At 70.7% G+C, this 26,075-nt stretch carries 26 protein-coding genes; 18 read left to right on the plus strand and 8 right to left on the minus strand.

Annotation, left to right across the window (positions count from 1 at the left end):
• Nucleotides 1-8 precede the first annotated feature (8 nt).
• Together OHT76_RS23405 and OHT76_RS23410 are read left to right on the plus strand one after the other, a co-directional pair.
• On the plus strand, nucleotides 9-1,271 hold the full coding sequence (locus OHT76_RS23405; RefSeq protein WP_328872817.1) for a sensor histidine kinase: 1,263 nt from the start codon (nucleotides 9-11) through the stop codon (nucleotides 1,269-1,271).
• Nucleotides 1,268-1,945 carry a response regulator transcription factor gene (locus tag OHT76_RS23410; protein WP_328872818.1) on the plus strand — a complete coding sequence of 226 codons (678 nt, stop codon included), beginning with the start codon at nucleotides 1,268-1,270 and terminating at the stop codon, nucleotides 1,943-1,945. The genes OHT76_RS23405 and OHT76_RS23410 overlap by 4 nt, the downstream gene beginning before the upstream one ends.
• Here OHT76_RS23410 and OHT76_RS23415 read toward each other — a convergent pair.
• Nucleotides 1,920-2,693, minus strand: a complete 774-nt coding sequence (locus tag OHT76_RS23415; protein WP_328872819.1) for an SDR family oxidoreductase — start codon at nucleotides 2,691-2,693, stop codon at nucleotides 1,920-1,922. The genes OHT76_RS23410 and OHT76_RS23415 overlap by 26 nt on opposite strands.
• 69 nt (nucleotides 2,694-2,762) lie before the next feature.
• Here OHT76_RS23415 and OHT76_RS23420 point away from each other — a divergent pair, with 69 nt between their 5' ends.
• From OHT76_RS23420 to OHT76_RS23435, 4 genes are all read left to right on the plus strand, one after another.
• Nucleotides 2,763-3,626: a sigma-70 family RNA polymerase sigma factor gene (locus OHT76_RS23420; protein ID WP_328872820.1), complete on the plus strand. Its 864-nt coding sequence runs from the start codon at nucleotides 2,763-2,765 to the stop codon at nucleotides 3,624-3,626.
• Between the two features lie 73 nt (nucleotides 3,627-3,699).
• Nucleotides 3,700-4,083: a hypothetical protein gene (locus OHT76_RS23425; RefSeq protein ID WP_328872821.1), complete on the plus strand. Its 384-nt coding sequence runs from the start codon at nucleotides 3,700-3,702 to the stop codon at nucleotides 4,081-4,083.
• A 16-nt stretch (nucleotides 4,084-4,099) separates the two neighbouring features.
• Complete coding sequence (locus OHT76_RS23430) at nucleotides 4,100-7,540, plus strand: NACHT domain-containing protein (RefSeq protein ID WP_328872822.1); 3,441 nt, start codon at nucleotides 4,100-4,102, stop codon at nucleotides 7,538-7,540.
• An 89-nt stretch (nucleotides 7,541-7,629) separates the two neighbouring features.
• Complete coding sequence (locus tag OHT76_RS23435; RefSeq protein ID WP_328872823.1) at nucleotides 7,630-7,929, plus strand: DUF3303 family protein; 300 nt, start codon at nucleotides 7,630-7,632, stop codon at nucleotides 7,927-7,929.
• A gap of 33 nt (nucleotides 7,930-7,962) precedes the next feature.
• Here OHT76_RS23435 and OHT76_RS23440 read toward each other — a convergent pair whose 3' ends face one another.
• From OHT76_RS23440 to OHT76_RS23450, 3 genes are all read right to left on the minus strand, one after another.
• Entirely contained in the window at nucleotides 7,963-8,613 is a 651-nt protein-coding gene (locus tag OHT76_RS23440) for a hypothetical protein (RefSeq protein WP_328872824.1), read from the minus strand.
• A 123-nt stretch (nucleotides 8,614-8,736) separates the two neighbouring features.
• Nucleotides 8,737-9,435 carry a GntR family transcriptional regulator gene (locus tag OHT76_RS23445; protein ID WP_328872825.1) on the minus strand — a complete coding sequence of 233 codons (699 nt, stop codon included), beginning with the start codon at nucleotides 9,433-9,435 and terminating at the stop codon, nucleotides 8,737-8,739.
• A 126-nt stretch (nucleotides 9,436-9,561) separates the two neighbouring features.
• Complete coding sequence (locus tag OHT76_RS23450; RefSeq protein ID WP_328872826.1) at nucleotides 9,562-10,917, minus strand: aspartate aminotransferase family protein; 1,356 nt, start codon at nucleotides 10,915-10,917, stop codon at nucleotides 9,562-9,564.
• Between the two features lie 153 nt (nucleotides 10,918-11,070).
• Here OHT76_RS23450 and OHT76_RS23455 point away from each other — a divergent pair, with 153 nt between their 5' ends.
• The 4 genes from OHT76_RS23455 (at nucleotide 11,071) to OHT76_RS23470 (ending at nucleotide 15,705) form a co-directional block, all read left to right on the plus strand.
• A complete protein-coding gene (locus tag OHT76_RS23455) occupies nucleotides 11,071-11,670 on the plus strand; it encodes a type 1 glutamine amidotransferase family protein (RefSeq protein ID WP_328872827.1) in 600 nt (199 codons plus the stop codon).
• Nucleotides 11,667-12,113 (plus strand): MarR family winged helix-turn-helix transcriptional regulator, encoded by a 447-nt coding sequence (locus OHT76_RS23460; RefSeq protein WP_328872828.1) that lies wholly within the window; start codon nucleotides 11,667-11,669, stop codon nucleotides 12,111-12,113. The genes OHT76_RS23455 and OHT76_RS23460 overlap by 4 nt, the downstream gene beginning before the upstream one ends.
• 80 nt (nucleotides 12,114-12,193) lie before the next feature.
• Nucleotides 12,194-14,014: a serine/threonine-protein kinase gene (locus OHT76_RS23465; protein ID WP_328872829.1), complete on the plus strand. Its 1,821-nt coding sequence runs from the start codon at nucleotides 12,194-12,196 to the stop codon at nucleotides 14,012-14,014.
• Nucleotides 14,015-14,154: 140 nt separating this feature from the next.
• Complete coding sequence (locus OHT76_RS23470) at nucleotides 14,155-15,705, plus strand: PstS family phosphate ABC transporter substrate-binding protein (RefSeq protein ID WP_328872830.1); 1,551 nt, start codon at nucleotides 14,155-14,157, stop codon at nucleotides 15,703-15,705.
• Between the two features lies 1 nt (nucleotide 15,706).
• Here the strand turns inward: OHT76_RS23470 and OHT76_RS23475 are convergent, their stop codons facing one another.
• The gene (locus OHT76_RS23475; RefSeq protein ID WP_328872831.1) at nucleotides 15,707-16,465 is read right to left on the minus strand and encodes an SLATT domain-containing protein; all 759 of its coding nucleotides are present in this window, start codon (nucleotides 16,463-16,465) and stop codon (nucleotides 15,707-15,709) included.
• A gap of 244 nt (nucleotides 16,466-16,709) precedes the next feature.
• Here OHT76_RS23475 and OHT76_RS23480 point away from each other — a divergent pair, with 244 nt between their 5' ends.
• Genes OHT76_RS23480 through OHT76_RS23495 form a run of 4 tightly spaced genes read left to right on the plus strand, consistent with a single transcriptional unit; the run spans nucleotide 16,710 to nucleotide 18,824 of the window.
• Nucleotides 16,710-17,048 (plus strand): YbaB/EbfC family nucleoid-associated protein, encoded by a 339-nt coding sequence (locus OHT76_RS23480; protein ID WP_328876602.1) that lies wholly within the window; start codon nucleotides 16,710-16,712, stop codon nucleotides 17,046-17,048.
• 60 nt (nucleotides 17,049-17,108) lie between these two features.
• A complete protein-coding gene (recR, locus tag OHT76_RS23485; protein WP_328872832.1) occupies nucleotides 17,109-17,708 on the plus strand; it encodes a recombination mediator RecR in 600 nt (199 codons plus the stop codon).
• Nucleotides 17,701-18,360: a DUF5063 domain-containing protein gene (locus OHT76_RS23490; RefSeq protein ID WP_328872833.1), complete on the plus strand. Its 660-nt coding sequence runs from the start codon at nucleotides 17,701-17,703 to the stop codon at nucleotides 18,358-18,360. Before recR ends, OHT76_RS23490 begins: the two co-directional genes overlap by 8 nt.
• 59 nt (nucleotides 18,361-18,419) lie before the next feature.
• Nucleotides 18,420-18,824 carry a hypothetical protein gene (locus tag OHT76_RS23495; protein ID WP_328872834.1) on the plus strand — a complete coding sequence of 135 codons (405 nt, stop codon included), beginning with the start codon at nucleotides 18,420-18,422 and terminating at the stop codon, nucleotides 18,822-18,824.
• Between the two features lie 98 nt (nucleotides 18,825-18,922).
• Here OHT76_RS23495 and OHT76_RS23500 read toward each other — a convergent pair whose 3' ends face one another.
• Nucleotides 18,923-19,657, minus strand: coding sequence for a sulfite exporter TauE/SafE family protein (locus OHT76_RS23500; protein WP_328872835.1), 735 nt, complete (start codon nucleotides 19,655-19,657; stop codon nucleotides 18,923-18,925).
• Nucleotides 19,658-19,969: 312 nt separating this feature from the next.
• On the opposite strand from OHT76_RS23500, the gene OHT76_RS23505 reads away from it, so the two are divergent.
• A complete protein-coding gene (locus OHT76_RS23505) occupies nucleotides 19,970-20,470 on the plus strand; it encodes an SgcJ/EcaC family oxidoreductase (protein ID WP_328872836.1) in 501 nt (166 codons plus the stop codon).
• On the opposite strand, the gene OHT76_RS23510 is transcribed toward OHT76_RS23505, so the two are convergent.
• Nucleotides 20,436-21,734, minus strand: coding sequence for a HAMP domain-containing sensor histidine kinase (locus OHT76_RS23510; protein ID WP_328872837.1), 1,299 nt, complete (start codon nucleotides 21,732-21,734; stop codon nucleotides 20,436-20,438). The two genes, OHT76_RS23505 and OHT76_RS23510, sit on opposite strands and share 35 nt — an antisense overlap.
• Entirely contained in the window at nucleotides 21,734-22,402 is a 669-nt protein-coding gene (locus tag OHT76_RS23515; RefSeq protein ID WP_328872838.1) for a response regulator transcription factor, read from the minus strand. Before OHT76_RS23515 ends, OHT76_RS23510 begins: the two co-directional genes overlap by 1 nt.
• A gap of 187 nt (nucleotides 22,403-22,589) precedes the next feature.
• Between OHT76_RS23515 and OHT76_RS23520 the strand changes: the two genes are divergently transcribed.
• The 3 genes from OHT76_RS23520 to OHT76_RS23530 all read left to right on the plus strand — a co-directional run bounded on the left by OHT76_RS23520 (nucleotide 22,590) and on the right by OHT76_RS23530 (nucleotide 26,002).
• Nucleotides 22,590-23,867 (plus strand): aspartate kinase, encoded by a 1,278-nt coding sequence (locus OHT76_RS23520; protein WP_328872839.1) that lies wholly within the window; start codon nucleotides 22,590-22,592, stop codon nucleotides 23,865-23,867.
• On the plus strand, nucleotides 23,864-24,916 hold the full coding sequence (locus tag OHT76_RS23525) for an aspartate-semialdehyde dehydrogenase (protein WP_328872840.1): 1,053 nt from the start codon (nucleotides 23,864-23,866) through the stop codon (nucleotides 24,914-24,916). Before OHT76_RS23520 ends, OHT76_RS23525 begins: the two co-directional genes overlap by 4 nt.
• Before the next feature lie 414 nt (nucleotides 24,917-25,330).
• Complete coding sequence (locus OHT76_RS23530) at nucleotides 25,331-26,002, plus strand: SigE family RNA polymerase sigma factor (RefSeq protein ID WP_443049825.1); 672 nt, start codon at nucleotides 25,331-25,333, stop codon at nucleotides 26,000-26,002.
• Nucleotides 26,003-26,075: the final 73 nt, after the last annotated feature.

Below are 26,075 nucleotides of genomic sequence, written 5' to 3' on the forward strand. Positions count from 1 at the left end.
CTGGGCCCATGAGCTGGGCGGGCGCGGAGCGGTGGAAGTCGGGCGTGGCGGCACTGCTGCACTCCGGACCGCTGCCGCGCCCCTCGCGGTGGAGCAGAACGGCCGACACCGTCCTGGCGCTGGTGCTGGCCGCCTGCACGGTGGGTGCCGTGGTGCGGCCGGAGCAGGATCGGATGGCGCCGGTTCCGCGTTTCGGTGAGCCGCCGCCGCCCCTGCCCGTGCACCCGGACCCCGCGCTGGACTCGGGGGAGCTGATCCTGGCCGCGCTGACCGCGCTGCCGCTGATCGTGCGACGGCGGTATCCGCTGGCCGCGTTCTGGGCGGTGCTCGTCATGACGCTGCTGTTCGGTCAGCGCGTCGGCGAGAGCGGGACCACCGTCTACCCGTTCCTGTCCTGCGTGGTCGCCGCGTACAGCGCCGCCGTGCACAGTCCGCACCGGCTGTACGCGCTCGGCAGCGTGCTGGTCGGCGCGGTACTGATGACGGCGCTGCACGAGGAGTACTTCCCGTACTTCACCACCGGGTTCGTGCCGTTCCTGGCCCTGGTCGGCGTGGGGCTCGGGGCGAACGCGATCCACGTCTGGCAGCAGCGCGTCCGCGACCTCCAGGAACGGCAGGAGGTAGCCACCCGTCTCGCCGTCGAGCACGAACGGGCCCGGATCGCCCGGGAGTTGCACGACATCGTCACCCACAATGTGAGCGTGATGGTGATCCAGGCCGGCGCGGCCCGCAAAGTGATGGACGCCGCGCCCGACCGGGCCCGCGAGGCGCTGCTGGCGGTGGAGGCGGGCGGACGCACGGCGATGGCCGAACTGCGCCATGTCATGGGCCTGTTGACGATGGACGGCCGGTCGGATGCCGACGCGGACCTGTCCCCACAGCCCGGCCTCGCCCAACTGGCCCCCCTCATCGACCGCGTCCGCGCAACCGGCGTCCACGTCGACCTGGCCGTTACGGGAACTCCGGCCCCCCTCCCACCCGGCGCCGACCTGGCCGCGTACCGCGTGGTCCAGGAGGCGCTGACGAACGTCGTCCGGCATGCGGCGGGGGCGCGGGTACGGGTGACGGTCGAACACACCGGGGAGGAGGTGCGCGTGGAGGTGTCCGACAGTGGCGGTACTGCCCTGCCCGGCCCCGACACCACCGGCGGCCGAGGCCTGATCGGCCTCCGTGAACGACTTGCCGTCTACGGCGGCACTCTGGAAGCAAACACCCGCCCCACCGGGGGATTCCGCGTCCGTGCGGTGATTCCGGCGGAGGCGTCCCGATGACCGCGCCGCGGGTGGTGATCGCCGACGACCAGGCCCTGGTCCGCACCGGCTTCTCCATGATCCTGACCGCCGACGGCATCGACGTGGTGGCGGAGGCGGCCGACGGCGAGCAGGCGCTGGAGGCGGTCCGGCGCACCCGCCCCGACCTCGTGCTGATGGACGTACGGATGCCGGGCCTCGACGGCCTGGAGGCCACCCGCCGCATCCTCTCCGGAACCGTCGTCCCCGACCCGCCCCGAGTCCTGATCCTCACCACGTACGACCTGGACCGCTATGTCTACGCGGCCCTCACCGCCGGCGCCAGCGGCTTCCTGCTCAAGGACGTCACCCCCGAACACCTGGTCGCCGCCGTCCACATGGCCCGCTCCGGTGACGCGCTGCTCGCCCCCGCGATCACCCGGCGCCTGGTCGAGCGCTTCGTCTCGCAGGACACCCGGACCGCCGCCCTGCACCGGGACCTGTCCGTCCTCACCCCGCGCGAGGTGGAGGTCCTCCAGGCCCTCGGCACCGGGCTGAGCAACGCCGAACTCGCCGAGCGCTTCGTCCTGAGCGAGGCCACCGTGAAGACCCACGTGGCCCGGATCCTCGCCAAACTCCGCCTGCGGGACCGCGCCCAGGCCGTGGTGGTGGCCTACGAGACGGGCCTGATCACTCCGGGAGCGGCCGGCCGCTGAGAAAGTCCTCCCAGGTCCGCTTTCCCGTATCGGCTCCTACGAGGGCCAGGTTGGCCCCCGCCCGGTAGGCGCGGCCCGCCTTGCCGGGGATGCGGACGGGGAGGGTGGGCCGACGCCTGCCCCGCGCCGCCAGATGGCCGCGCAGGAGGTCGCCGATGCCGTAGACCTTCGGGCCCGCGAGATCGGGGACGCGGCCGGCCGGTGCCCCGAGGGCCAGTTCGACGAGCCGGGCCGCCACCTCGCCCGCGTCGACCGGCTGCATCCGCAGGCCGCCGGGGACGGGGACGACGGGCAGCTTGGTCATCTTCTCGACCATCGTCAGGACCAGGTCGTTGAACTGGGCCGCCCGGAGCGTGGTCCAGCCGATGCCCGACCCGGCGATGATCCGCTCCGACTCCAGCTTGGTGCGCAGCCAGGCCAGCGGGACGGTGTCGGCGCCGATCACCGAGATGTACACCAGATGCCGTACGCCCGCCGCCTGTGCGGCCCGGACCAGGTTGCCGGTGGCGATGTCGTCGCCCTTCTGTCCGCCGGCCAGGTGCAGCACGGTGTGCACGCCGGTCAGGGCCGCCTCGGGGGTCTCCTTCAGCAGGTCGCAGGCGACGTACTCGACGCCGTCCGCGCTCTCCTGCGGGTGCCGGCTGAGGACCCGCACCTCGTGTCCCGCGGCCCGCAGCAGCGGGACGACGAGACGGCCGAGGGTGCCGGTGCCGCCGGTGACGAGGACGGGGGTGTGCTGCGTGTTCATGGTCCGCTCCGTGGGGTCGTATCGGGTGATCTACTGAGGTGACCCGCCGACCGGAAGGAATGTGACACGGTGCCCGAACCCGATTTCATGGCGCGCCAGTTCGAGGAGCATCGGCCCAGGCTGCGGGCGGTGGCGTACCGGATGCTCGGCTCGGTGAGCGAGGCCGACGACGCGGTGCAGGACGCCTGGCTGCGGGTGGACCGCGCGGACACCTCGGCGGTGGAGAACCCCGGGGGCTGGCTCACGACGGTCGTGGCCCGCGTCTGCCTCAACCTGCTCCGGGCCCGGGAGACCCGCCGCGAGGAGGCGCTGGACGCCGTCGGACAGGCCCCCGTTTCCGAGGTGGACCCCGAGGAGGAGGCACTCCTCGCCGATTCCGTCGGCCTCGCTCTGCTGATCGTCCTCGACACGCTCGCGCCCGCCGAGCGGCTGGCCTTCGTGCTGCACGACATGTTCCAGGTGCCGTTCGACGAGATCGGACTGCTGCTGGAGAAGTCCCCGGCGGCCACCCGCCAGCTCGCCAGCCGGGCCCGCCGCCGCATCAAGGGCGCCCCGGCCCCCGACGCCGACCTTCCGCGCCGCCGGGAGGCGGTCGGCGCCTATCTGGCCGCCACCCGCACCGGCGACTTCGACGCGCTGCTCGCCCTGCTGCACCCCGAGGTCGTCCTGCACGCGGACCCGGCGGTCGTCCCCACTCCGGAACCGGTCTTCCTCGGCGGTGCCCGTACGGTCGCCCGGGCCGCGCTGGCCTCGGCGGACCGTGCCACGACCTCGGCGCTCGTCCTGGTCGACGGCCGCTTCGGCGTCGCGTTCACGCAGGCGGGCCGGGTGCGGGTGGTGCTCCGCTTCACCTTCGACGGTGACCTGATCACCGGCATCGACATCGTCGGGGAGCGGAAGCGGCTCGCGGAGCTGGAGTTGGCCGTTCCGTAGTGGTGGAAGTCTGCCCGAACCGGGCCCTGTTGCCCTACCCTCGACCCACGACGCACTGGGGGGAGTGGTGTTCGTGGAGATCGCACCCGAACTGTTGATGGCTCTGGCCTCGGGGACCGCGGGGGCCGCGGGGCAGCAGATCTGGGAGAAGTTGCGGAGTCTGGTCAGGCGTCGGCCGGACCCGGAAGCGCCCAGTGGCGAAGGGGAGTTGGTCGCGCTCGGTGAGGCGGCCGATGACTCGGAGCGGGCCCATGAGCTGGCCAATGTGCTCGCGCTCAGGGCCGCGCAGGATCCAGCCTTCGCCCAGGCCCTGGAGAGCTGGCGGCAGGAGGCCGAGGCCTGGGACCGGGCGCCGACCGGCTCCGGGGACGTCCACAACGAGATCACGGGCGGCGACTTCAAGGGCCCGGTCTTCCAGGGGCGGGACTTCAACGGTCCCATGAACTTCGGCCGTTAGGGCTCGGGCAGCGGCCATGCACGGGGAGCGCGACGACGGCTTCCGGACGAAGCACGAGATCGGTGGCGGCGAGTTCAGGGCGCCGGTCATCCTGGCGCGGGACTTCACCGGGCCAGTGCACTTCGACAGTCCCCGTCCCGAGGAGCAGCCGGCCGACGCCCGGTCGGCGCCACGGCGTACGGCCGGGACGGTCGTGCTGCTGGGCCTGCTCATCTTCGCCATGGCCTCGCAGGCGGGCGAGGAGATGCTGTCGCCGGATGCCCGGCGCATCCTCGCGCTGGCCGGAGTCGCGCTGGTCCTCGCCGGGGCGCTGTGGTGGACGACCGTACTGCTGGGCCTTCCGGAGTGGTTACGGGAGCGCCGGGCACCGCGCCGGAAACTGACGCCCGCCCAACTCGACGCCGCAGCCAATGCCTTGACCTCGGTCCTCGCCGACGAGTACGCCCGCGACGAGAAACAGCTGCATGTGAACGACCCGGCGCCGATCCCGGTGCGATGGTCGGCGGCGAGCCCGCAGCTCAGCGACCACGAGGCGAACATCCGCCGCGAGCCGATCACCGCACCGAGCTCCGAACCCCTCGATCTGGACGGCGACTTCGACGCGATCGGCACCTTCTTCGGCTCGGTCCCCAGCCGCCGCCTGGTGGTGCTCGGCGCCCCCGGCGCGGGCAAGTCGGCGCTGGTCCTGCGCCTGGCGCGGGCGTTGCTGAAGGACCGCACCCCCGGCGCACCCGTCCCCGTCCTCCTCCCCATCGCCTCCTGGAACTCCGCCGAGGAGGACCCCTGGCACTGGGCCGCCCGCCGTCTGTCCGCCCTGCACCCCGCGGTCCTGCGCACCCCCCAGCTCGCCCACGACCTGATCACCACCGGCCGTATCCTCCCGATCCTGGACGGCCTCGACGAACTCCCCGAACCGTCCCGCCCCAAGGCCCTGGCCCGCCTGCGCCGCAGCCTGAACGAACCCGCCCGCCTGGTCCTGACCTGCCGAATCGAGGAGTACGAGGCCGCAGTCGAGGACGCCGACACTGTGCTGCCCGCCGCCGCGGTCGTCCAGCTCGCCCCCCTCACCGTGGCCGACCTGGAGCGCTACCTCCCGCGCACCGCCCGCCTCAAGGGCCCCGCGGACACCAAGTGGGCTCCCGTACTGGCGCGTCTGGCCGACGCCGAGGACCGGGCACCGGAAGTCGTCACCCTCCGCACGGTCCTGAGCACCCCCCTCATGGTCAGCCTCGCCCGCTTCGTCTACAGCAGTAGCCGGGCGGACCCGAGCGAGCTGATCGAGGACGAGCGGTTCCGTGAACAGACGGTGGTGGAACGGCACTTGTACGACGCCTTCCTCTCCGCCGCCTACGAGGACACCGGGCGGGCCGGGTGGACGGGCGAGCAGGCGAGGGGGTGGGCGGGCTATCTCGCCGCGCATCTGCGCCGTACCGGGGAGCAGGACATCGCGTGGTGGCGGCTGGGGGAGGTGGTGCCGTGGCCGGTGCGCTGGCTGGGCACCGGCCTGTCCATGGCGGTCGCCGCGCTCGCGATCGGTGTGACGGACTACGACCATCCGTGGTGGCAGGAGTGGTTCCCGGTGCCGCCGTGGGCGGCGGTGCTGCTGCTGGGGTCGGTGGCGGCGATGGTGGACTGGGCGCTCGCCGCGCCCACGGACGCACCGCAACGCCTGTACTGGCCCGGCCTCGCGGATCTGCGGTCGCTGCGCGCGGAGGTGCGCCCGCTGCTGCTCTCCATGGTCTTCGTGGCGCTGGGGATCGGCGTTCTGGCGGTGCTGAGGTTGTTCGACTGGGTGATCAGCACGGTCGTCTTCATCGGGATCGTGCTGGTGCTCGTCGTCTTCACCCGGCTGATCGACCTGCTCGGCAGGCTCGCCGACCCGGCCGACGCTCCGGAACCCGCGGAGCTGCTGCGCGCGGACCGCCGTACCCAACTGGTGCTCGGCCTCTTCGCCCCCTTCCGGCTGCCCCCGCGCCGCAGGTTCACCGAGGGCATGCTGGTCCTCTTCTCCGTCATGGTGGTCATCTGGCAGGGCGTCGCGGACCACGGCACGGTGACCGCCGTCGACTGGGTGCTCACCGTGGGGTTGATGTTCCTGGCCTGGATGGTGCGCCGGTGGTCGGTGTCCGCTTCGGGACGGCTGTCCGTCGCCCGGCTCTATCTGTCCTGCACCGGTGCGCTGCCCTGGCGGGTGATGACCTTTCTGCGCGACGCGCACCGCAGGGGAGTCCTGCGGCAGTCGGGTGGCCTCTACCGCTTCCGCCATATCGAGCTGCGCAATCGGCTCGCCGAGGCGGCCGGGGTCATGGAGGACGGCATCAGCAGCCCCGACCGCGGTCGGCGGGAGGACGTACAACCCTCGCTCGCCACCCTGGCGATCACCGGGCCGTCCGTGATCGGCCTGGCGTTCGGCCTGTCGGCGGCCGTGCTCGTCCCCGATGCCCACTATCCCTACCGGGATCTTCCCCCGGCCTGTGCGCTGGTCAGCGAGGCCCAGGTCGGGGAGGTGATGGTGGAGCCCGTCGGGAGCGAGGTCGATGACGGGGTGTGCGTCTTCGACGAGCGCTCACCGTTCCGCCCCGATCGCCGGCTCCAGGTCATGGCGTTCGTGTGGAGCTCCTACTGGGGGAGCGGCAGTGGCACCGACGAGGCCCGTCGGGTGATGCGTGATTTCACCGTGCTCGGTGACCAGCCGCTGCCGGGATTCGGTGACGAGGCCACGCTGCTGATCGACCGTTCGGGCCCGCACGGCGAAGTGGAGGCCACGGTCAGCGTCCGGATCGGAAATCTGACGATGTGGGTCGATTACAGCGAGGAGTACGCGTCCCCCCAGCGGGTGTCCGAGGTGGCCCGCATCGTCGCCCGGGAGTCCCTGCGCAGGGCCGGTATCCCGGTCGACGCGTCCGCCGGCCGGCGCCTCGCCGACGTACCGCCCGCGAAGGCGCCGGACCGGCTGCGCATCGCCGAGTACCGGAGGGTGCCGGAGCGGTCGGTGCTCGGTCCGGTCTGGCGGGGGGACGAACACTCGGACATCCAGACCTTCGAGAAGCTGCGCGTGCCGGTACGGGTGAGGTACGACTTCACCTGTGCCGAGTCGGGGAAGCCGCTGAAACACGGAGAGTGGACCGCCCGTTGCGCAAGCGACGCCGATGAACCGCCCTGGCTGGACATGGCGGACCTGCCGTGCGGGGCGGACGGCTGCCCGGCGTCGGTGACGGACGCGTTCCGTGAACGGTGGTTCGGCGCCCCGCCGCGGGACTGGAAGCGGACGCGGGAGGGGAACGGGCGGTACCTGGAGCGGCACACGAAGAACGGCGAGTACGAACTGATCCTCTTCGTGACGGACCACCGAGACGCCGGGCACGAGTTGTGGTTCCGCGCGCTGGTCGACGACAAGGATGCCGAGCTGGCCCAGAAGATGGTCAACGCGGCGTATACGCAGGTGGTGGCGCCGTAAGCGGTGCCCTCCTGCCTCACCGCACCCCTTCTGCGAACCCCGACATAACGGGCATATCCTGAAGTAGGGCGAAGGCTAAGGAGACCGCGATGCGAGTGATGCTCAAGGCGACCCTGGACACGGAGAAGGGGAACGAGGCCATCCGCAGCGGCAGGATGCCCGAGGTGATGAAGACGGCGCTGGAGAAGCTCCGCCCGGAGGCCGCGTACTTCGGTCCGGAAGGCGGCCGCCGCACCTGCTGGCTGGTCCTGGACCTCCAGGACAGCTCCCAACTGCCGCCGACGGCCGAGCCGTTCTTCACCGAGCTCAACGCCGAGGTGACATTCACCCCGATCATGAACGCCGAGGACCTCCAGAAGGGACTCTCCCAACTGGGCGGCGGCGGCTGACCCCGCGTCGCCCTCAGCTGAAGACAATCATCCTCAGCTGAAGATGATCATCGAGCCCTGCGCCAGGCTCCGTGTCGCCGCCGCGTGCAGGCCCAGCCAGACGTGGCGTTCACGGGCGAAGGGGCTGGGATCGTACGGCGCCGGGATGGCCGGTTCCTCCAACTCCGTCGGTCCCAGGGGCGGTTGGGGCGCCGCCGGAGGGTTCGCCGGGTCGATGCCGATCGACGGGGCCACGAACTCCAGCTCCCGCAGGAGGGTCTGGGACGAGCCCAAGGGGCCGCCCCCGGCGAGGAGTTCATCGCTCGACAGGGGATGCGGGAAGTCCACCGGGACATACGCCCCGGCGTGGTCGTAGTGCCAGACCAGGTGCGACTGCTGGGCCGTGGCCTCGAACATCTCCAGGAGCTGCTCGTAATCGCCGCCGAGTTCGTCGACCGGCGTCACCGGCAGCCCGCACACCTGGAGCAGATACGCCCGGCGCAGGAAGTGCAGGGCGTCGTAGTCGAATCCGGCCACCGGAGCGACCTCGCCGGACAGGCCCGGCATGTACTGGTACACCGGCACCGGCGGCAACCCGGCCTCGGCGAGCACCTTGTTGTATTGCGCGAGTTCCTCGGCGAACGGGTTGTCGGGGGTGTGGCACAACACATCGACGAGCGGTACCAGCCACAGGTCACAGGCCAAAAGAGGACTCCTCGCGTAGCGCGGCGTAGTGCGGTGGTCAGGGAAGAGTAATCGGTACGGCCGGGGGTGAAACCCCCTAGTACCGCTCGGGGGCGTGGGCCGTGCAGGACCCATACCCATCCCTCAGGTCGCGAGTCGTTCGATCACCGAGAGGGAGTGGGTGTTGTACGCCGCGATGATCGAGCGGGCCGCCGAGGTGTCGCGCCGCGACAGGGCGTCCACGAGCTCTGTGTGGCCCGACCACAGCTCGCCCCGCAGATCGGTCAACAGGCGTAGATGCTGGACCGCGCACACCCAGGACTGGACGCGCAGCCGGTGCAGGAAGTCGGCGAGGTAGGGGTTGCCGAAGAGGGCGGCGAGCTCGCGCCAGAAGCGCAGGTCATAGCCTATGAGAACGGTGAGGTCACCGGCGCCGGCGGCCCGCTGGGCCTCTTCGCCACGGCGGCGCACACCGGCGAGGGCGGCGGCGATGCGGGGGTCACCGGGCTCCCGGTATCCCTTGCGGCCGTCGTCGAGGGCCTGGAACATCCCGTCGATGACGAGGGCACGGGCCTCGATGATCCCCCGGTAGTCCGCGAAGGAGTACTCGTGGACGCGGAAGCCGCGGTGCTGGTCGGCTTCGAGGAGCCCCTGCGCGGACAGATCGACCAGCGCCTCGCGCACGGGGGTGGCGGAGACGCCGTACTGGTCGGCTATCTCCTTGACCGTGAACTCCTGCCCCGGCTGCAGCCGCCCGGCCAGCACCTCGTCCCGCAACGCATCCGCGATCTGCTGCCGCAGGGTGCTACGAGTCACGGCAGCGTTGCCGCTGGGGCCGGGCATGGTCGGGGCGTCTCCTCGTTCGCGCGGGGTGGCATGCACGCATATGTCTACGAGCACGCCACCTTACGCGTTCGAGCTACGGGGTCGCTCGCGAGTGTCCCCGGCCACTACAGCGGCTCTTGACGGCTACTCCGTGTACTCGTCCGCCACCGACAGGGCCGCGTCCAGCGCCGCGAGACCCGCCTTCAGCTCCGCCTCGGAGACATTGCACGGCGGTACGACATGGGTCCGGTTCATGTTCACGAAGGGCCAGATGCCGTGCTTCTTCGCGGCCGCCCCGAAGGCCGCCATCGGCGCGTTCGCCTCACCCGCGGCGTTGTACGGCACCAACGGCTCCCGCGTCTCCCGGTTCTTCACCAGGTCCAGCGCCCAGAACATACCGACACCGCGCACCTCGCCCACCGAGGGATGCCGCTCGGCCAGCTCCCGAAGCGCCGGCTCCACGACGGAGGCGCCCAGCTTCGCCGCGTTCTCGACGACCCCCTCCTCCGCCATGACGTTGATCGTCGCGACGGCGGCGGCACAGGCCAGCGGGTGCCCGGAGTAGGTCAGACCGCCGGGGTACGGCCGCTTCCCGAAGGTCTCGGCGATCGCCCCCGAGATCGCGACCCCGCCCAGCGGCACATACCCGGAGTTCACGCCCTTGGCGAAGGTCATCAGGTCCGGTACGACCTCGAACAGATCCGCCGCGAACCACTCACCGGTCCGCCCGAACCCGGCCATGACCTCGTCCAGGACGAAGACGATGCCGTACTTGTCGCATATCTCACGCACCCCGGCGAGATAGCCCGGCGGCGGCACCATGATCCCCGCCGTGCCCGGAATCGTCTCCAGGATGATCGCGGCGATCGTCGACGGCCCCTCGAAGGCGATCGTCGTCTCCAGGTGCTCCAGCGCCCGCGCGCACTCCTGCTCCTCGGTCTCGGCGTAGAAGCGCGACCGGTAGAGGTAGGGCGCCCAGAAGTGCACGACTCCGGCGGTCGCGCTGTCGGACGCCCAGCGGCGCGGGTCACCGGTGATGTTCACGGCCTGCTGAGTGCCACCGTGGTACGAGCGGTACGCCGCCAGCACCTTCGCCCGCCCCGTGTGCAGCCGTGCCATCCGCACCGCGTGCTCGACGGCGTCGGCGCCACCGTTGGTGAAGAAGATCTTGTCGAGGTCACCGGGCGTCCGCTCGGCGATCAGCCGGGCCGCCTCGGAGCGGGCCTCGATGGCGAAGGCGGGCGCGAAGGTGGACAGGGTTGCGGCCTGTTCCTGGATCGCGGCGACGACCTTCGGGTGCTGGTAGCCGATGTTCGTGTAGACGAGCCCGCTGGTGAAGTCGAGGTAGCGGTTGCCGTCGTAGTCCCAGAAGTACGACCCCTCCGCGCCGGCGACGGCGAGCGGGTCGATGAGCTCCTGCGCGGACCAGGAGTGGAAGACATGCGCACGGTCCGCGGCCTTCACGGCGGCGCCGACCTCGGGGTTTGGCTGAGGGGTCATGCGGCCGAGGGTAAATGTCCGCGATGCGGAAGCGGTATCGGCGTCCTGTCTGTGGGACGGGGGTTTCCGCGACAGGTTGTCCAGGGTCATCGCTTGACAGCATTCTGTCTAAGTGACAGCATTCTGTCATAAGGAGCCCCCGAGGAGGCAGTCATGACCCGCAAGCCCGTACACCTCGCCGTCTACGACACCTACGCCGACTGGGAGACGGGGCACGCCACCGCCTACCTGGCCCGCGCCGGGTACGACATCCGCACTCTCGGCCCCACCACCGCCCCCGTCCGCAGCATCGGCGGACTGCGCGTCCAGCCCGACCTCGCCCTGGACGCCGTACGCCCCGAGGACAGCGCGCTGCTGATCCTCCCGGGCGCGGACCTCTGGGACACCAGCGACGACCTCGCACCCTTCGCCCGCAAGGCGCGCGAGTTCCTGGCCGCGGGCGTGCCCGTCGCCGCGATCTGCGGAGCCACGGCCGGGCTCGCCCGCGAGGGTCTGCTCGATGACCGGGCGCACACCAGCGCGATCTCCTTCTATCTCGCGGCGACGGGATACGGCGGCGGCGAGCGCTATGTCGACACCGATGCCGTTACCGACGACGGGCTGATCACTGCCGGTCCCACCGAGCCCGTCGCCTTCGCCCGCGAGATCTTCGGGCTCCTCGGGGTCTACGAGGGCGAGGTGCTGGACGCCTGGTACCGGCTGTTCCATGACTCCGACGCCTCGGCGTACGAGGTCCTGGAGAAGGCCCAGTGAGCCGCGAGCGGCAGGATCTGCTCAGCCGAAGCGCGCTGGGGGCCTTCCGGCTGAACGGTCAATTCCTCGCTGTGGCAGAGGAGTTGGCGAAGCCCGCCGGGCTGACGGCCGCCTGGTGGCAGGTCCTCGGCGCGGTGCTGCGGGAGCCGTTGCCCGTCGCCGGGATCGCCCGCGCGATGGGCATCACCCGGCAGAGCGTGCAGCGGATCGCCGATCTGCTGGTGGAGCGGGGGCTCGCGGAGTACCGGCCCAACCCCGCCCACCGGCGCGCCAAACTGCTCGCGCCGACCGAGGAGGGCCTCGCGGCGGTCCGCCGGATCGACCCCGGGCACGCGGCCTTCGCCGACCGGCTCGCGGAGGCCTTCGGCGAGGCCGAACTCGCGGACGCGGTACGGCTGCTGGAACGGCTGTCGAGGGTCCTGGAGGATGTTACGGAACCGTAGACGCCGGGCCGCTCACCTCCCCGTATGCCCGCACTATCGTGGGTCCGTCGGTACGGGGGCGTTTCGGGGGAGGGGCCTGGATGGACCAGCTGGGGCCGGGGGATCCGCAGAGGATCGGCGCGTATCGGCTGATCGCGCGGCTCGGGGCCGGGGGGATGGGGCGGGTGTATCTCGCCCGGTCGGAGCGCGGGCGGACGGTCGCGGTCAAGCTGGTGCGCGAGGAGCTCGCCGCGCAGGAGGAGTTTCGGGCGCGGTTCCGGCAGGAGGTGCAGGCCGCGCGGCGGGTCGGCGGGTCCTGGACGGCGCCCGTCCTCGACGCCGACACCGAGGCCGCGGTGCCGTGGGTGGCCACCGGGTATGTCGCCGGGCCCAGCCTCCAGCAGGTCGTCGGGCATGACCACGGCGCGCTGCCCGAGCGTTCGGTACGGATCCTGGGGGCGGGTCTCGCGCATGCGCTGACCGACATCCACGCGGCGGGCATCGTCCACCGGGACCTCAAGCCCTCCAACGTCCTCGTCACCATCGACGGACCCCGCGTCATCGACTTCGGTATCGCGCGGGCCCTGGAGACGGTCGCCGAGTCCGGCCTCACCCGCACCGGCGCGCTCGTCGGCTCGCCGGGCTTCATGGCCCCCGAGCAGGTGCGCGGCGACCGCATCACGCCCGCGTGCGACGTCTTCTGCCTGGGGTCGGTCCTGGCCTACGCCGCCACCGGCCGCCTTCCCTTCGGCGCGGGCGGAAGCGGCGTCCACGCGCTGATGTTCCGCATCGCGCAGGAGGAGCCCGATCTGGAGGGGGTGCCGGAGGGCATCGCCGACCTGGTCCGGGAATGCCTGCGCAAGGATCCGGGGGCGCGGCCCTCGCTGGCGCGGATTCTGGAGCGTACGGGGGTGGAGGACACCGTCTCCGACGGCCGCTCCCGGGACCCCTGGCTGCCGAGTGCGCTGGTGGCTCAACTCGGGCGGCATGCCGTGGGGTTGCTGGAGGCGGAGGAACCCGCGTCCCCGGAACACGCGCCGGCTGCCGACGAGTCGGGGAGCGCGGCTCCGGGTCCGGCCGCCGACCAGAGTCCCCCCGCGCCGGGGCAGCCGGGGGCGGGTGGGCCGATGGGCCATCTTCCTACGCTGATCGCGGCGCCCATGCCTCCCGGCGCCCCGCCCACGCCTCCGGGCGCTCCGCCGTCCCCGGGTGCCTTCGGGGCGGCCCCGATCCACCCGGCGGGCCCCCAGCCCGCCCAGGGTCACCCCGCGTACGGCTATCCCCAGCCCGGCTACCAGCCCCCGCCCCCCGGCTACTCCACCCCGCCGTACGGCCCGGTCGTACCCCCGCCCGCACCGCCCCGCCGCAGCGGCCGTTCCACCGCCCTCCTCCTCGCGGTCGCGCTGGTGGTGGCGGTGGCCGCGGGCGGCTCGGTGTACGCCCTGATGAACGGCGCCGAGGACGACGGAACGGAAGGCGCCGACGGCAAGCCGACGACTCAGGCGAGCGCGCCCGTGACACCCGGCCCGACGACCGAAGACACGTCCCCGACGCCCTCGGAGACCTCGGAGACCTCGGACGGACCGATCCCGGCCGACTACCTCGGCACCTGGTCCGCCGCCCTCGACAACGACGCCGGGCACCACACCCGCCGACTCACCCTCCAGCAGGGCGAGGTGGGCGACACAGTGCTCTCGCTCGTTGCGGACGGCGCGGACTACCACTGCGTGTTCCTGGCAGATCTGGCCGAAGAGCCCACAGGGGACGGCCCGTTGGCGATCGGCCCGTCCGCCGTCTCCGTCGGTGAACCGGCCTCCTCCTGCACCCCGGGGGCCGCCTCGGAGCTCACCCTCCTCGGGGACGGCACTCTGGAGCGCGTGAACACGACCACCGGCGAGAAGCTGACGTACACGAGGGAGTAGGCAACTCGTAGGCAACTCGTGCTGTCTCGGCGCTAGTTGAATGCTGAGCGAACATCCGCCGACGAGCCCGGAATACCCCACCTGCCGAACATAAAGTGTCCGCACACTTGTCCGGCTCCAGGGAGTTGCGGGGGCACCCGATGGAGTTGCTGAGCGCAGAGAACGTCGTAGCCGTGGCGACGGCCGTGGCCGGCATCGTGGCCTCGGCCGTCATGGTGTGGTACGAGCGCCGGGTACCGCGCCGTAAGCGGATCGGTTACCGCGTCCAGATGGACAACCCCATCGGCGACGACGTGGCTTCCGGCCGTGCCAACGTCCGCGTGGGCCTCTTCGACGAGGCGCCGGGCATGCACCAGGCGACCCTGGTGCTGCTGCGCATCGAGAACGACGGCTCGCAGGGCATCGGCCACGACGACTACACGAGCCGTGAACTCCACGGTCTGACCGCGGTGTTCACCGACCGCAGCATCCGCGGTGTCTCGGTCACCCAGCCGCCCGGCACCGACCACCTGATGAGCCACTTCACCCCGCACGCGGGCTTCGGCTACGACAACGGCGGCAACACCCTGCGCATCCCGCGCGTCCCGCTCAACCGGGGCGAGCACTTCAAGGTGCTCGTGCTGCTGTCGGGCGGCGACGTGGGCTGCGACATCCGCCTCATCGGCGGCATCCGGGACGGCGAGGTCCACCCCAACCGCAGTGCCACCCCGGACGACAAGCCGCCGCTGTTCAGCAGGGCCGCCCGGCTGATCACCATCATGCTCACGGTCTCGGTCCTCACCCTCTCGACCATCGTCGTGTTCCGCGACGACAGCCCACCCCCGCTCGGCTGTGAACAGGGCACCTTGACGGTCACGGGCTCCACGGCCTTCGCGCCCGTCGTACGGGACCTGGCGAAGGAGTACGAGAAGGACTGCGAGGGGTCGGACATCACGGTCGAGGCGCGGGGCAGTTCGGCGGGCGTGGGCGAACTGGCGGCACTGGAAGGCGAGTCGAGGAGCAAGCAGGCGTCGATGATCGCGTTCCACGACGGGGCGAGCAAACGGGCAGGCACGTCGTTGACCCCCCACTCCATAGCGCTGTCGGTCTTCGCGCTGGTGGTGAACGACAGCCTGAAGCTCCCGCAGGGCCTGTCCCTGGCGGATGTGCGACGCATCTACGCCGGTGACGTGAAGTACTGGGACGAACTGAACCCGGACCTGCCGCACTGGCGGGTGGTCCTGGTCAGCCGCGACGCCGACTCCGGCACCCGCCAGGTCTTCCAGGACCAGGTACTCGACGGTGCCTGGGAGGGCGTCCCCAGCACCTCCCTGGACTGCGACATCCAGACGGACCGCTCGGCGCCGGTGCGCTGCGAGCTGGACTCGACGGAGGAGGTGTTGGAGAAGGTGGCGGAGATCAGGGGCGCGATCGGCTACAGCGAACTGAACCTCGCGACAGCCCAGAAGAACCTCACGAGGGTCCCCCTGGACGGTGCCACGGCCTCAGTGGCGGCGATAGAGAAGGAGCCGGACCCGTACCCCTACTTCGGTGTGGAGTACGCCTACACCTACGGCGACCCACGCGGCGGCTCCCTGGCAGGCAGCTTCCTCGACTACATCGGGGACAGCGGCGAAACAGTGATCCGCAGCCACGACCACGTCCCCTGCACAGCTCCCGAGGGCGACCGCCTCTGCAGGGACACAACCTGAGTCACCGCGGCTCCGGCGGCCGCTGCCGAGGCATGTTGGGCCGCGCAGAACCCCCCGGCGGTGAAGGAAACCGCCCCTGGAGCACCGTCCCCTCCTGCCGCCCACCCCCCGCCCCGGAACCCTGAATCCCCATCGGCGCAGACCCGGTCCGGAACTCCACCATCCAGTCCGCTGTCTCGGTCCGCACCAGCTCCGTCACATCCTCCGAGAACCGCCGAAGCACCCCAAGACACCGCTCGGCCGCCTCACTGGCCGTCCCCTCCGCAGGCCCCAATACCTCCCGCACACTCTCCGACGCCCAGTCGAACTGCAGCACCTGAAGCCGCCGCTGCACCGCCTGCGCCGTAGCCACGTCCCTTATCCACCCGGACGTCACCCCGAAGAACCGGTCCACGCCCACACACGCGACGGCGAGCAGCAGCGCCAGATACCCCCACGGCGCCACCCCGCTCATCACCCCCGTCAGATCCAGCAACGGCAGCGCGGCCCCCGACACCGCCCCCACCGCAGCACCCCCACGCAGCACCCGCGCCCCCCGCCGCTTCCACACCCGGTCCGCGAGATACCAGGCCGCCGTGTCCAGCGCCCCGCGCTCCACCCACTGGTACAGCTCGTCCAGCCGCACCGCGGGCTCGCCCCAGTCGCCGACCGGAAACACCCGCCCCGTCAGATCGCCCGGCCGCAGCCCGGCGGCGCCCTCGCGGCCCTCGCCCCGCCCGTCGTGCGGCGGACCCTCGGGCTGCATCTCCGGCTGACCCACCCGGCACTCCCTACTGATCGCGGCTGCTCACGATGCGTGACACCTGATGCTGATGTGTCCCACTCTTCCTACCTCCCAATGGGTGGCGAAGAGGAGTCTTTCGCCTCTTTTCCGCCCGGAAGTGGGCCTTGATCAGGTATAGGACTCCCCTTCGACTCACTCGAAAGAGTGCTGGGGCGAGGCCCCCGTGGACCACGTAGGCTCGGCATGAACGGGAAAACCTGTGCAGACCAAGGAGCTGATCGTGATCCCCGGTGGTGGCCAGCCCAATATGCAGCAGCTGCTCCAGCAGGCCCAGAAGATGCAACAGGACCTGGCGAACGCCCAGGAGGAACTGGCGAGGACCGAGGTCGACGGCCAGGCGGGCGGTGGCCTGGTCAAGGCCACTGTCACCGGCGCCGGCGAACTCCGCGCGCTGAAGATCGACCCGAAGGCGGTGGACCCGGAGGACACCGAGACCCTCGCCGACCTGATCGTGGCGGCCGTACACGCGGCCAACGAGAACGCCCAGACGCTTCAGCAGCAGAAGCTCGGCCCGCTGGCACAGGGCCTGGGCGGCGGCATCCCCGGCCTGCCTTTCTAAGACGGCCGTAGGCCCTCTACCGTACGTAGTGAAGGAACCCCCAGGAAGGGCGGCAGTCCGTTGTACGAAGGCGTGGTCCAGGACCTGATCGACGAGCTGGGTCGGCTGCCCGGCGTCGGTCCCAAGAGCGCGCAACGGATCGCCTTCCACATCCTGCAGGCGGAACCGACGGACGTACGGCGCCTCGCGCAGGCCCTCATGGAGGTCAAGGCGAAGGTCCGCTTCTGCGCGGCCTGCGGAAACATCGCGCAGGAAGAGCTCTGCAACATCTGCCGCGACGCCCGCCGCGACCCCGCGGTCATCTGCGTGGTGGAGGAGCCCAAGGACGTGGTCGCCATCGAGCGCACCCGCGAGTTCCGCGGCCGCTACCACGTCCTGGGCGGAGCGATCAGCCCCATCGAAGGTGTGGGCCCCGACGACCTGCGTATACGAGAACTTCTCGCGCGGTTGGCCGACGGTACGGTCACGGAGCTGATCCTGGCCACGGACCCGAATCTGGAAGGCGAGGCCACGGCCACGTACCTCGCCCGCATGATCAAGCCCATGGGCCTCAAGGTCACCCGCCTGGCCAGCGGCCTCCCGGTGGGTGGCGACCTGGAATACGCGGACGAGGTGACCCTCGGCCGCGCCTTCGAGGGGAGACGACTCCTAGATGTCTGACGCCACGCTGCACGCGACGAACCAGGACCCGGACGACTTCGTGGTCCAGATCGCGGACCAGGTAGAGAGCTTCCTCGTTGCGGTCTCCGAGGTGGCGAAGGGCGACGAGCCGGAGTCGGCGATCCCCTTCCTGCTGCTGGAGGTCTCCCAGCTCCTCCTGGCCGGCGGCCGCCTGGGCGCCCACGAGGACATCGTCCCCGACGAGCGCTACGAGCCCGACCTGGGCCCGGAGCCGGACGTGGATTCACTGCGCGAGAACCTGGCCCGTCTGCTCGACCCGGTGGACGTCTACTCGGAGGTCTTCGACCCGTACGAGCCTCGCAAGGCGCCCGTCCCCGCCCGGATCTCCGACGACCTGGCGGACGTCATCACCGACCTCCGCCATGGCATGGCCCACTACCGCGCGGGCCGCACCACGGAGGCCCTGTGGTGGTGGCAGTTCTCCTACTTCTCCAACTGGGGCTCGACGGCGTCCGCGACGCTCCGCGCCCTGCAGTCGGTCCTGGCCCACGTCCGCCTGAACCAGCCCCTGGAGGAACTGGACGGCCTGGACACCGACCAGTCCGTGGGCGACGACACCCTGGAGTTCGAGGCGGGCCGGGTGATGGCGGAGGAGATCGCGGCGCCGCTGGGCCTGCGGAAGGTGAAGTAGCCGTAAGGCGTCGGCGCACTGCTCTCCACCGGCTGACCGGCATGCCCCATCATGGCCGTATGACTGGGCGGCAGAAGGCGTTGCTGTGGGCGGGGATCGTGCTGTGCGTCGCAGGGGCGGCGGGGCTGATCGTGGGGGCTGTGCTCGATGTCGAGCAGGCTGATCCGTGGGCGAGCGTGGCCGGGGGAGTGGCGGCACTGGTCGGGCTGGCGCTGATGCTCTACGCGTCCCTCCGCCCGGCACCCACGGAACCCTCCTCGACGGTGACCGCGAGCGGTACGCGCTCGGTGGCGGCGGGCGGCAGCATCGGGTCGGTCGCGACGGGCGACCGCGCAACGCCTGCGGCACCACCCACAATGCCCACCTCGACCCCCCGCCCGACCAACGGCCCCGTCACCGCCTCCGGGGAGCGCTCGGTCGCGGCCGGGGGTGACATCGGTTCGGCGTCGACGGGCGACGCGTGAGCGGCGGGTCGGCGGAGGCGCCGGGCGAGCGGTCGGTCTTCGAACTGCCGGAGGCGCCCGGGCAGTTGGTCAGCCTGCCTGAGCGAGCGACGGACTGATCACAGGCCCCAGAGCCCCTTTCCCACGGCTGTGACCCCGCCCGTCAGGGCCAGTGACAGCACGAGCAGCCGGGCCCGCTTCTCAGGTATCCGGGAGGCGAGCCCCCTGCCGATCAGCCCGCCCGCTCCCATCGCCCCGACCACCAGAACCCACTGCACCCCGCCCAGCTCCGGCATCCCGTTCGACAGCACAGAGAATGCGTTGACGACGACGCCGTAGAACATCGCGTTCGGCACGAACTCCCGTACCGTCCACCCCGCGTTGAGGGCGTACAGGGACACCGGCGGTCCGCCCACCCCCGCCGCCGAGTTCATGAACCCGCCCGCCGCGCCGGCGACCACAGCGCCGCGCCGTCCGCGCAACGCCGGTACCCGGGTGCCGCGCATGACGAGCAGTACGGCCGCCGTGACGAGTCCGCCCATCACCAACAGGAGCCAGGACTCGGGGAGTTGGCGGGTCAGCCAGGTCCCCGCCGGTACCGTGCAGACCGCTGCGGCGCAGAGAGGGAGCATCGCGGACGGACGTACCCGTCGCCAGCCGCCCGCCAAGCCGACGACGCAGATCACCCCGGCCGCGCAGTTGGCCAGGACCACCCCCTGGGCCGGGCCCAGCAACAGAACCAGAGCCGGTACCGCGACCAGCGCGAAGCCCATCCCGGTGAGCCACTGGACGGACGAGCCGAGCAGCACGATTCCCGCCAACAGCGCGTCGCCCGCCCATTCGCCCGCCGTCATGCTTCGGCATCCTCCCCGGAATCCCCGCCTCCCGGCCACCGGCGGCGCGATGATGACCGTATGACAAGCGGGGCGAAGGCATTCCGACTGGGAGCGCCTGGTAGGCGCCGAGGCCCCCCAAGTCATCAAGCTCCGCCAGGACTTCGCCCCGTTACTGGAGCCGCAGCCCGAGAACGAAGGGTGATCGAAGGCGCGCTCTGCGTGAGTTGGCCGTAGCTTGGATCAGCGCTGTATCCCGCTTGCACGCGCCCTAACCGGCACATCGCGACTCTGGAGTCACTTCCAGTACCCCACACCCACCAGGGAGTTGCGATGTCCCGTCGTTCCATATCGAAGCGCACAGCCGTCGTCACCGCGGTCGCGCTCGTCACCGTCGGCACAGTCACCGCCGGTGTCAGCATGGCCGGTGCCGAGGGCGAGAAGAAGGCGAGCAAGAAGCAGATCGCCGCCCTCTTCGACGGCTGGAACGACGCGCTGCAGACCGGTGACCCCGAGAAGGTCGCCGACCTGTACGCCAAGGACGCCGTCCTGCTCCCCACCGTCTCCAACAAGGTCCGTACCGACCGCGCCGGAATCGTCGACTACTTCGAGCACTTCCTGGCGAACAAGCCGGTCGGCACGAAGGTTCAGACGATCGTCAATGTGCTGGACGGGAACTCGGCCATCGACACCGGCGTTTACCGGTTCGCGCTCACCGACCACGACACCGGCGAGAAGCGCACCGTCACGGCCCGCTACACCTACGAGTACGAGAAGCGCGACGGCGAGTGGAAGATCGTCAACCACCACTCCTCTGCGATGCCCGAAGGCTGATCACCACCTTCAGACCGCCGCCCGGCGCGTCCGCCAGGGTCACCGTCCCGCCGTCGTCCGTCACCAGTTGTCTGACGACGGCGAGGCCTAGGCCGGAACCGGAGGGCCCGGTCAGGCCCTGGCCGCGCCAGAAGCGGTCGAAGGCGCGGGACTTCTCCGCGTCGGACATGCCGGGGCCCTCGTCCAGGACGGCGAGCGTCACGGTGTCGCCGCGGGCCTCGATCCGTACGGTGATCGTGGCGCCGTCGGGGGACACCTCCAGCGCGTTGGAGAGGACGTTGTCCAGCACCTGGTCCAGATGACCGGGGCTGGCCAGCACCGACGGCCGTTCGTCGGCGTCGAGTCGGAGGCTGATGGTGACTCCGCGTTCCTCGGCGGCGGGCCGCCATACGGCGAGGCGCTCCGCCACCACCTCCGGCAACGGCATCGGCTCCGCCCCCGCCACCTTCGCCTCCGCACGCGCCAGCACCAGCAGGTCGTTCACCAGCCGACTCATCCGTACGACCTCGGCGGTCGCCTGCTCCACGTCCTCCCGTACGAACTCGTCGTCCACCCCGTCCGCGATGTTGTCCAGCGACAGCCGCAACGCCGTGAGAGGCGTGCGGAGTTGGTGCGAGGCGTCCGCCACGAAGATGCGCTGCGAGGCGACCAGCGTGTCCAGACGCTCGCCGGCCTGGTTCAGGGTGTGGGCCAGGGTCTGCGTCTCCTGCGGGCCGGTGACAGGCGCGCGGGCGGTCAGATCGCCGTCGCTGAGCTTGCTCGCCATGTCGTTGAGCTGGCGCAGAGGGCGGGTCAGTCTGCGGGCCACCAGGGCGCCGATGCCGACGGCCACCGCGAGCACGGTGACGGCGAGGATCGCCCGGAAGCCCCAGATCGTCCACAGACGGTCGGTGAGTTCCTTCGTCGGATAGGTGATGCGCACGGCGCCGACGACATCGCCGTCGCTCTCCTTCGCGGGGACCGTGACCTGGAGGGTGTCGTCACCCCAGTGCTCCTCCTTGCCCGCCGGTGCCTGTGCGGCGGGGAGCACCTCGATCCGGCCGAGCCCCTGGTCGGCGTACGCCTCGACGTTACGGTTCAGCAGATCGCGTGCCGCGGGGTCGCCGTCGGCCAGCAGGACCGCCATGGTCTGCGCCTCGCGCCGTACCGTCTGCTCGGTGTCGCCGCGCAGTTGCGCGGTGAGTGTGAAGGCGACCGGCACGGTGAACGCGGCCAGCGCGATGCCGACCAGCAGGACGTAGCTGACAATGAGCTGGCGGATCATCAGGAGTCGATCTCCAGCCGGAAGCCCACGCCCCGTACCGCCTCAATGGTGATCGCCCCGGCCAGCTTCCGCCGCAGCGCCGCCACATGGACGTCCAGCGTCTTCGTCGGCCCGAACCAGTTCGCGTCCCACACCGCTTCCATGATCTGCTCGCGCGTCATCAGCGCGCCCGGCTCCTCGGTGAGGAAGGCCAGCAGGTCGTACTCCTTGGGGGCGAGGGCCACCTCCTCGCCGTCCAGGCGGACCCGGGCCGCCTTGCGGTCGATGGTCAGGCGCGGGCCGTAGCGGTCGGGGCCGGCGGCCGCGGCCTCGCGGGGCTGCACGCGCCGCATCACCGCTCGTATCCGCGCGATGACCTCACGCACCCCGAACGGCTTGGAGACATAGTCGTCCGCGCCCAGCTCCAGGCCGACCACCCGGTCCGTCTCGTCGCTGCGGGCGCTGATCACGATGATCGGCACCTCGCCGCGCTCGCGCAGCGCCCTGCAGACGTCGAGGCCGTCGGTGTCGGGCAGGCCGAGGTCGAGGAGTACGACGTCGTAGGGGCCGTCGTGCCGCAGCGCCGCGCCGCCGGTGGCGACCCACTCGACCTCGAAGCCGTAGCGGATCAGGCCGCGTCTGAGGGACTGGGCGACCGGCTCATCGTCTTCCACCAGGAGTACGCGCACAGCCCGCACCCTAGTGCTTGAAACTTAATTCACACGGGTCACTTGTGATGCTTGGCACTTTTCCCGGAGTGGTTCTCGGGGCATGCGCTGACCTGGGCGCCGGAATCTCACCATGCGATACCGCGAAGGCGATATTCGGGCGCTCGTTAAACTGAGCCGACACACACGGACTGAGCGAGGAGCGCACGTGGGCCTTGTCGTGCAGAAGTACGGAGGCTCCTCCGTAGCCGATGCCGAGGGCATCAAGCGCGTCGCCAAGCGGATCGTGGAAGCGAAGAAGAACGGCCACCAAGTGGTCGTCGTCGTTTCCGCGATGGGCGACACGACGGACGAGCTGATCGATCTCGCCGAGCAGGTATCGCCGATGCCTGCCGGGCGTGAGTTCGACATGCTGCTGACCGCCGGAGAGCGGATCTCCATGGCCCTGCTGGCGATGGCGATCAAAAACCTGGGCCACGAGGCCCAGTCGTTCACCGGCAGCCAGGCGGGTGTCATCACCGACTCGGTCCACAACAAAGCCCGGATCATCGATGTCACGCCCGGCCGTATCCGGACCGCGCTGGACGAGGGCAATATCGCCATCGTCGCCGGCTTCCAGGGTGTCTCCCAGGACAAGAAGGACATCACCACGCTCGGGCGCGGTGGTTCCGACACCACGGCCGTCGCCCTCGCCGCCGCCCTCGACGCCGAGGTCTGTGAGATCTACACCGACGTCGACGGCGTGTTCACCGCCGACCCGCGTGTGGTGAAGAAGGCGAAGAAGATCGACTGGATCTCCTTCGAGGACATGCTGGAGCTGGCCAGCTCCGGGTCGAAGGTGCTGCTCCACCGCTGTGTGGAGTACGCCCGCCGCTACAACATCCCGATTCACGTCCGGTCCAGCTTCAGCGGACTGCAGGGCACGTGGGTCAGCAGTGAGCCGATCAAGACAGGGGACAAGCCGGTGGAGCAGGCGATCATCTCCGGTGTCGCGCACGACACCTCCGAGGCCAAGATCACGGTCGTCGGTGTGCCGGACAAGCCGGGCGAGGCCGCCGCGATCTTCCGTACGATCTCGGACTCCGAGATCAACATCGACATGATCGTGCAGAACGTGTCCGCCGCGTCCACCGGTCTGACGGACATCTCCTTCACCCTCCCCAAGGCCGAGGGCCGCAAGGCCATCGACGCCCTGGAGAAGAACAAGCACGGCATCGGCTTCGACTCGCTGCGCTACGACGACCAGATCGGCAAGATCTCCCTGGTCGGCGCGGGCATGAAGACCAACCCCGGTGTCACCGCGGACTTCTTCACCGCCCTGTCCGACGCGGGCGTGAACATCGAGCTGATCTCGACCTCCGAGATCCGTATCTCGGTGGTCACCCGAGCCGACGACGTCAACGAGGCCGTACGCGCCGTACACACCGCCTTCGGGCTCGACTCCGACAGCGACGAGGCCGTTGTGTACGGAGGCACCGGGCGATGACCCGTCGACCGACGCTCGCGGTCGTGGGAGCGACCGGGGCCGTCGGCACGGTCATGCTCCAGATCCTGTCCCAGCACGCAGACATCTGGGGCGAGATCCGTCTGATCGCCTCGCCGCGCTCGGCCGGCCGCAAGCTGGCCGTGCGCGGTGAGGAGGTCGAGGTGGTGGCCCTGTCGGAGGAGGCCTTCGACGGGGTCGACGTCGCCATGTTCGACGTACCGGATGAGGTCGCGGAACGGTGGGCGCCGATCGCCGCCGCTCGTGGCGCGGTGGTCGTCGACAACTCGGGCGCCTTCCGGATGGACCCGGACGTGCCGCTGGTCGTCCCCGAGGTCAACGCGCACGCGGCCCGGATGCGGCCGCGCGGCATCATCGCCAACCCCAACTGCACGACTCTCTCGATGATCGTGGCCCTCGGCGCGCTGCACGCCGAGTTCGGGCTGCGCGAGCTGGTGGTGTCGTCGTACCAGGCGGTGAGCGGGGCGGGCCGGGCGGGCGTGGAGACGCTACGGCAGCAACTGTCCCTGGTTGCCGGTACGGAACTCGGCACCAGCCCCGGTGACGTACGGCGGGCCGTGGGCGACAACACCGGGCCGTTCCCGGAGCCGGTCGCGCTGAATGTCGTTCCCTGGGCCGGGTCGCTGCGCGAGGACGGCTGGTCGTCGGAGGAGATGAAGGTACGGGACGAGTCCCGCAAGATCCTTGGACTCCCCCAGCTTCCCGTGGCGGTCACCTGCGTCCGCGTCCCCGTGATCACCACGCACTCCCTGACCGTGCACGCCCGTTTCGAGGGCGAGGTCACGGTCGCCCGGGCCCGCGAGATCCTCGCCACGGCACCCGGGGTCGTCCTCTTCGACAACCCGGAGGCGGGGGAGTTCCCCACGCCCGCCGATGTGGTCGGCACCGACCCCACCTGGGTCGGCCGGGTGCGCCGGGCCCTGGACGACCCGACGGCGCTCGAACTCTTTGTGTGCGGGGACAATCTGCGCAAGGGGGCGGCGCTGAACACCGCGCAGATCGCCGAGCTGGTGGCGGCGGAGTTCTCCTGACGGCGGCGGCCTTGTTGCTTGGGCGGCGGCGGAGTTGTTGCTGCGGCGGCCGGGCGCCGGAAATCTCCGGGACCTGCCGTGAATCATTTGTAGGATCTGCATGAGAGATGTGAGCCGGATGATGGTCCGTACCACTTGAACTGGACCTCTTCGGCGTTCGAAGATTTCCTCCCCGCCCTCCGCAACCGCGCGGAGGGCGGGGAGCGTCTTTGCGGTCGCCCTTCGGCGGGTGTGTGGACGTGTTTTCAGGCGTGGGGACGCCAATGAGCAGGGCGTGGGGACGCCCGTTCATATGGGACATAAGGGAAGAACGGGACGCATGTGTGCATGTGAGGCACCGTCAGTCGTGCTGCCTGACGCAAAAGTGACGTCCGGCGCGTACAACCCTCTCGGGGGGAAGCGTGTCCAACTGGCGTGGCTGAGGTACTCGACTTCCCTGCGGCGACGCGCGGCACGGCCCTACGGCCGCCGCGCCCTTCCCGCCGAACCCGCATGCCCGGTGCGCCCGGCGGCATGCCGGTGATCGCGCCCATGCCCGCAGCGCGGCCCGCCCGCATCCCCAGCCCGCGCGAAGGTGCGGACGACGTCGTGGCGGGTACCACCGTCGACCACCTCACCGAGACCTACCGCGCCCACTACCGGTCGCTACTGGGTCTCGCCGCGCTCCTCCTCGACGACACGGCCTCCTGCGAGGACGTGGTCCAGGAGGCGTTCATCAGAGTCCACTCGGCGCGGAAGAGAGTCCGCGACCCCGAGAAGACCCTGGCGTATTTGCGCCAGACGGTGGTGAACCTCTCCCGCTCGGCCCTGCGCCGCCGCATCCTCGGCCTGAAGCTGCTCTCCAAGCCGATGCCGGACATGGCGAGCGCGGAGGAGGGCGCCTACGACCAGCTGGAGCGCGACTCCCTGATCAAGGCGATGAAGGGCCTGCAGCGCCGCCAGCGCGAGGTCCTCGTCCTGCGCTACTTCGCGGACATGACCGAGGCCCAGGTCGCCGAGACGCTCGGCATATCCCTGGGCTCGGTCAAGGCGTACGGCTCGCGCGGCATCGCGGCGCTGCGGGTCGCGATGGAGGCGCCGGCATGAGCAGGGACCACGACGAACGACGGCGTCACCCGAGCGTCCCCCGGGACGACCGGACGCCGAAGCAATCGCACGC

Source organism: Streptomyces sp. NBC_00287, from assembly GCF_036173105.1.
GTDB lineage: Bacteria > Actinomycetota > Actinomycetes > Streptomycetales > Streptomycetaceae > Streptomyces.

Bases quoted from the DNA above. Each gene is read 5' to 3' on its own strand.
- OHT76_RS23405 (WP_328872817.1), top strand. From the start codon at position 9: ATGAGCTGGGCGGGCGCGGAGCGGTGGAAGTCGGGCGTGGCGGCACTG.
- OHT76_RS23410 (WP_328872818.1), top strand. From the start codon at position 1,268: ATGACCGCGCCGCGGGTGGTGATCGCCGACGACCAGGCCCTGGTCCGC.
- OHT76_RS23415 (WP_328872819.1), bottom strand. From the start codon at position 2,693: ATGAACACGCAGCACACCCCCGTCCTCGTCACCGGCGGCACCGGCACC.
- OHT76_RS23430 (WP_328872822.1), top strand. From the start codon at position 4,100: ATGCACGGGGAGCGCGACGACGGCTTCCGGACGAAGCACGAGATCGGT.
- OHT76_RS23435 (WP_328872823.1), top strand. From the start codon at position 7,630: ATGCGAGTGATGCTCAAGGCGACCCTGGACACGGAGAAGGGGAACGAG.
- OHT76_RS23445 (WP_328872825.1), bottom strand. From the start codon at position 9,435: ATGCCCGGCCCCAGCGGCAACGCTGCCGTGACTCGTAGCACCCTGCGG.
- OHT76_RS23450 (WP_328872826.1), bottom strand. From the start codon at position 10,917: ATGACCCCTCAGCCAAACCCCGAGGTCGGCGCCGCCGTGAAGGCCGCG.
- OHT76_RS23455 (WP_328872827.1), top strand. From the start codon at position 11,071: ATGACCCGCAAGCCCGTACACCTCGCCGTCTACGACACCTACGCCGAC.
- OHT76_RS23465 (WP_328872829.1), top strand. From the start codon at position 12,194: ATGGACCAGCTGGGGCCGGGGGATCCGCAGAGGATCGGCGCGTATCGG.
- OHT76_RS23470 (WP_328872830.1), top strand. From the start codon at position 14,155: ATGGAGTTGCTGAGCGCAGAGAACGTCGTAGCCGTGGCGACGGCCGTG.
- OHT76_RS23490 (WP_328872833.1), top strand. From the start codon at position 17,701: ATGTCTGACGCCACGCTGCACGCGACGAACCAGGACCCGGACGACTTC.
- OHT76_RS23495 (WP_328872834.1), top strand. From the start codon at position 18,420: ATGACTGGGCGGCAGAAGGCGTTGCTGTGGGCGGGGATCGTGCTGTGC.
- OHT76_RS23500 (WP_328872835.1), bottom strand. From the start codon at position 19,657: ATGACGGCGGGCGAATGGGCGGGCGACGCGCTGTTGGCGGGAATCGTG.
- OHT76_RS23505 (WP_328872836.1), top strand. From the start codon at position 19,970: ATGTCCCGTCGTTCCATATCGAAGCGCACAGCCGTCGTCACCGCGGTC.
- OHT76_RS23510 (WP_328872837.1), bottom strand. From the start codon at position 21,734: ATGATCCGCCAGCTCATTGTCAGCTACGTCCTGCTGGTCGGCATCGCG.
- OHT76_RS23525 (WP_328872840.1), top strand. From the start codon at position 23,864: ATGACCCGTCGACCGACGCTCGCGGTCGTGGGAGCGACCGGGGCCGTC.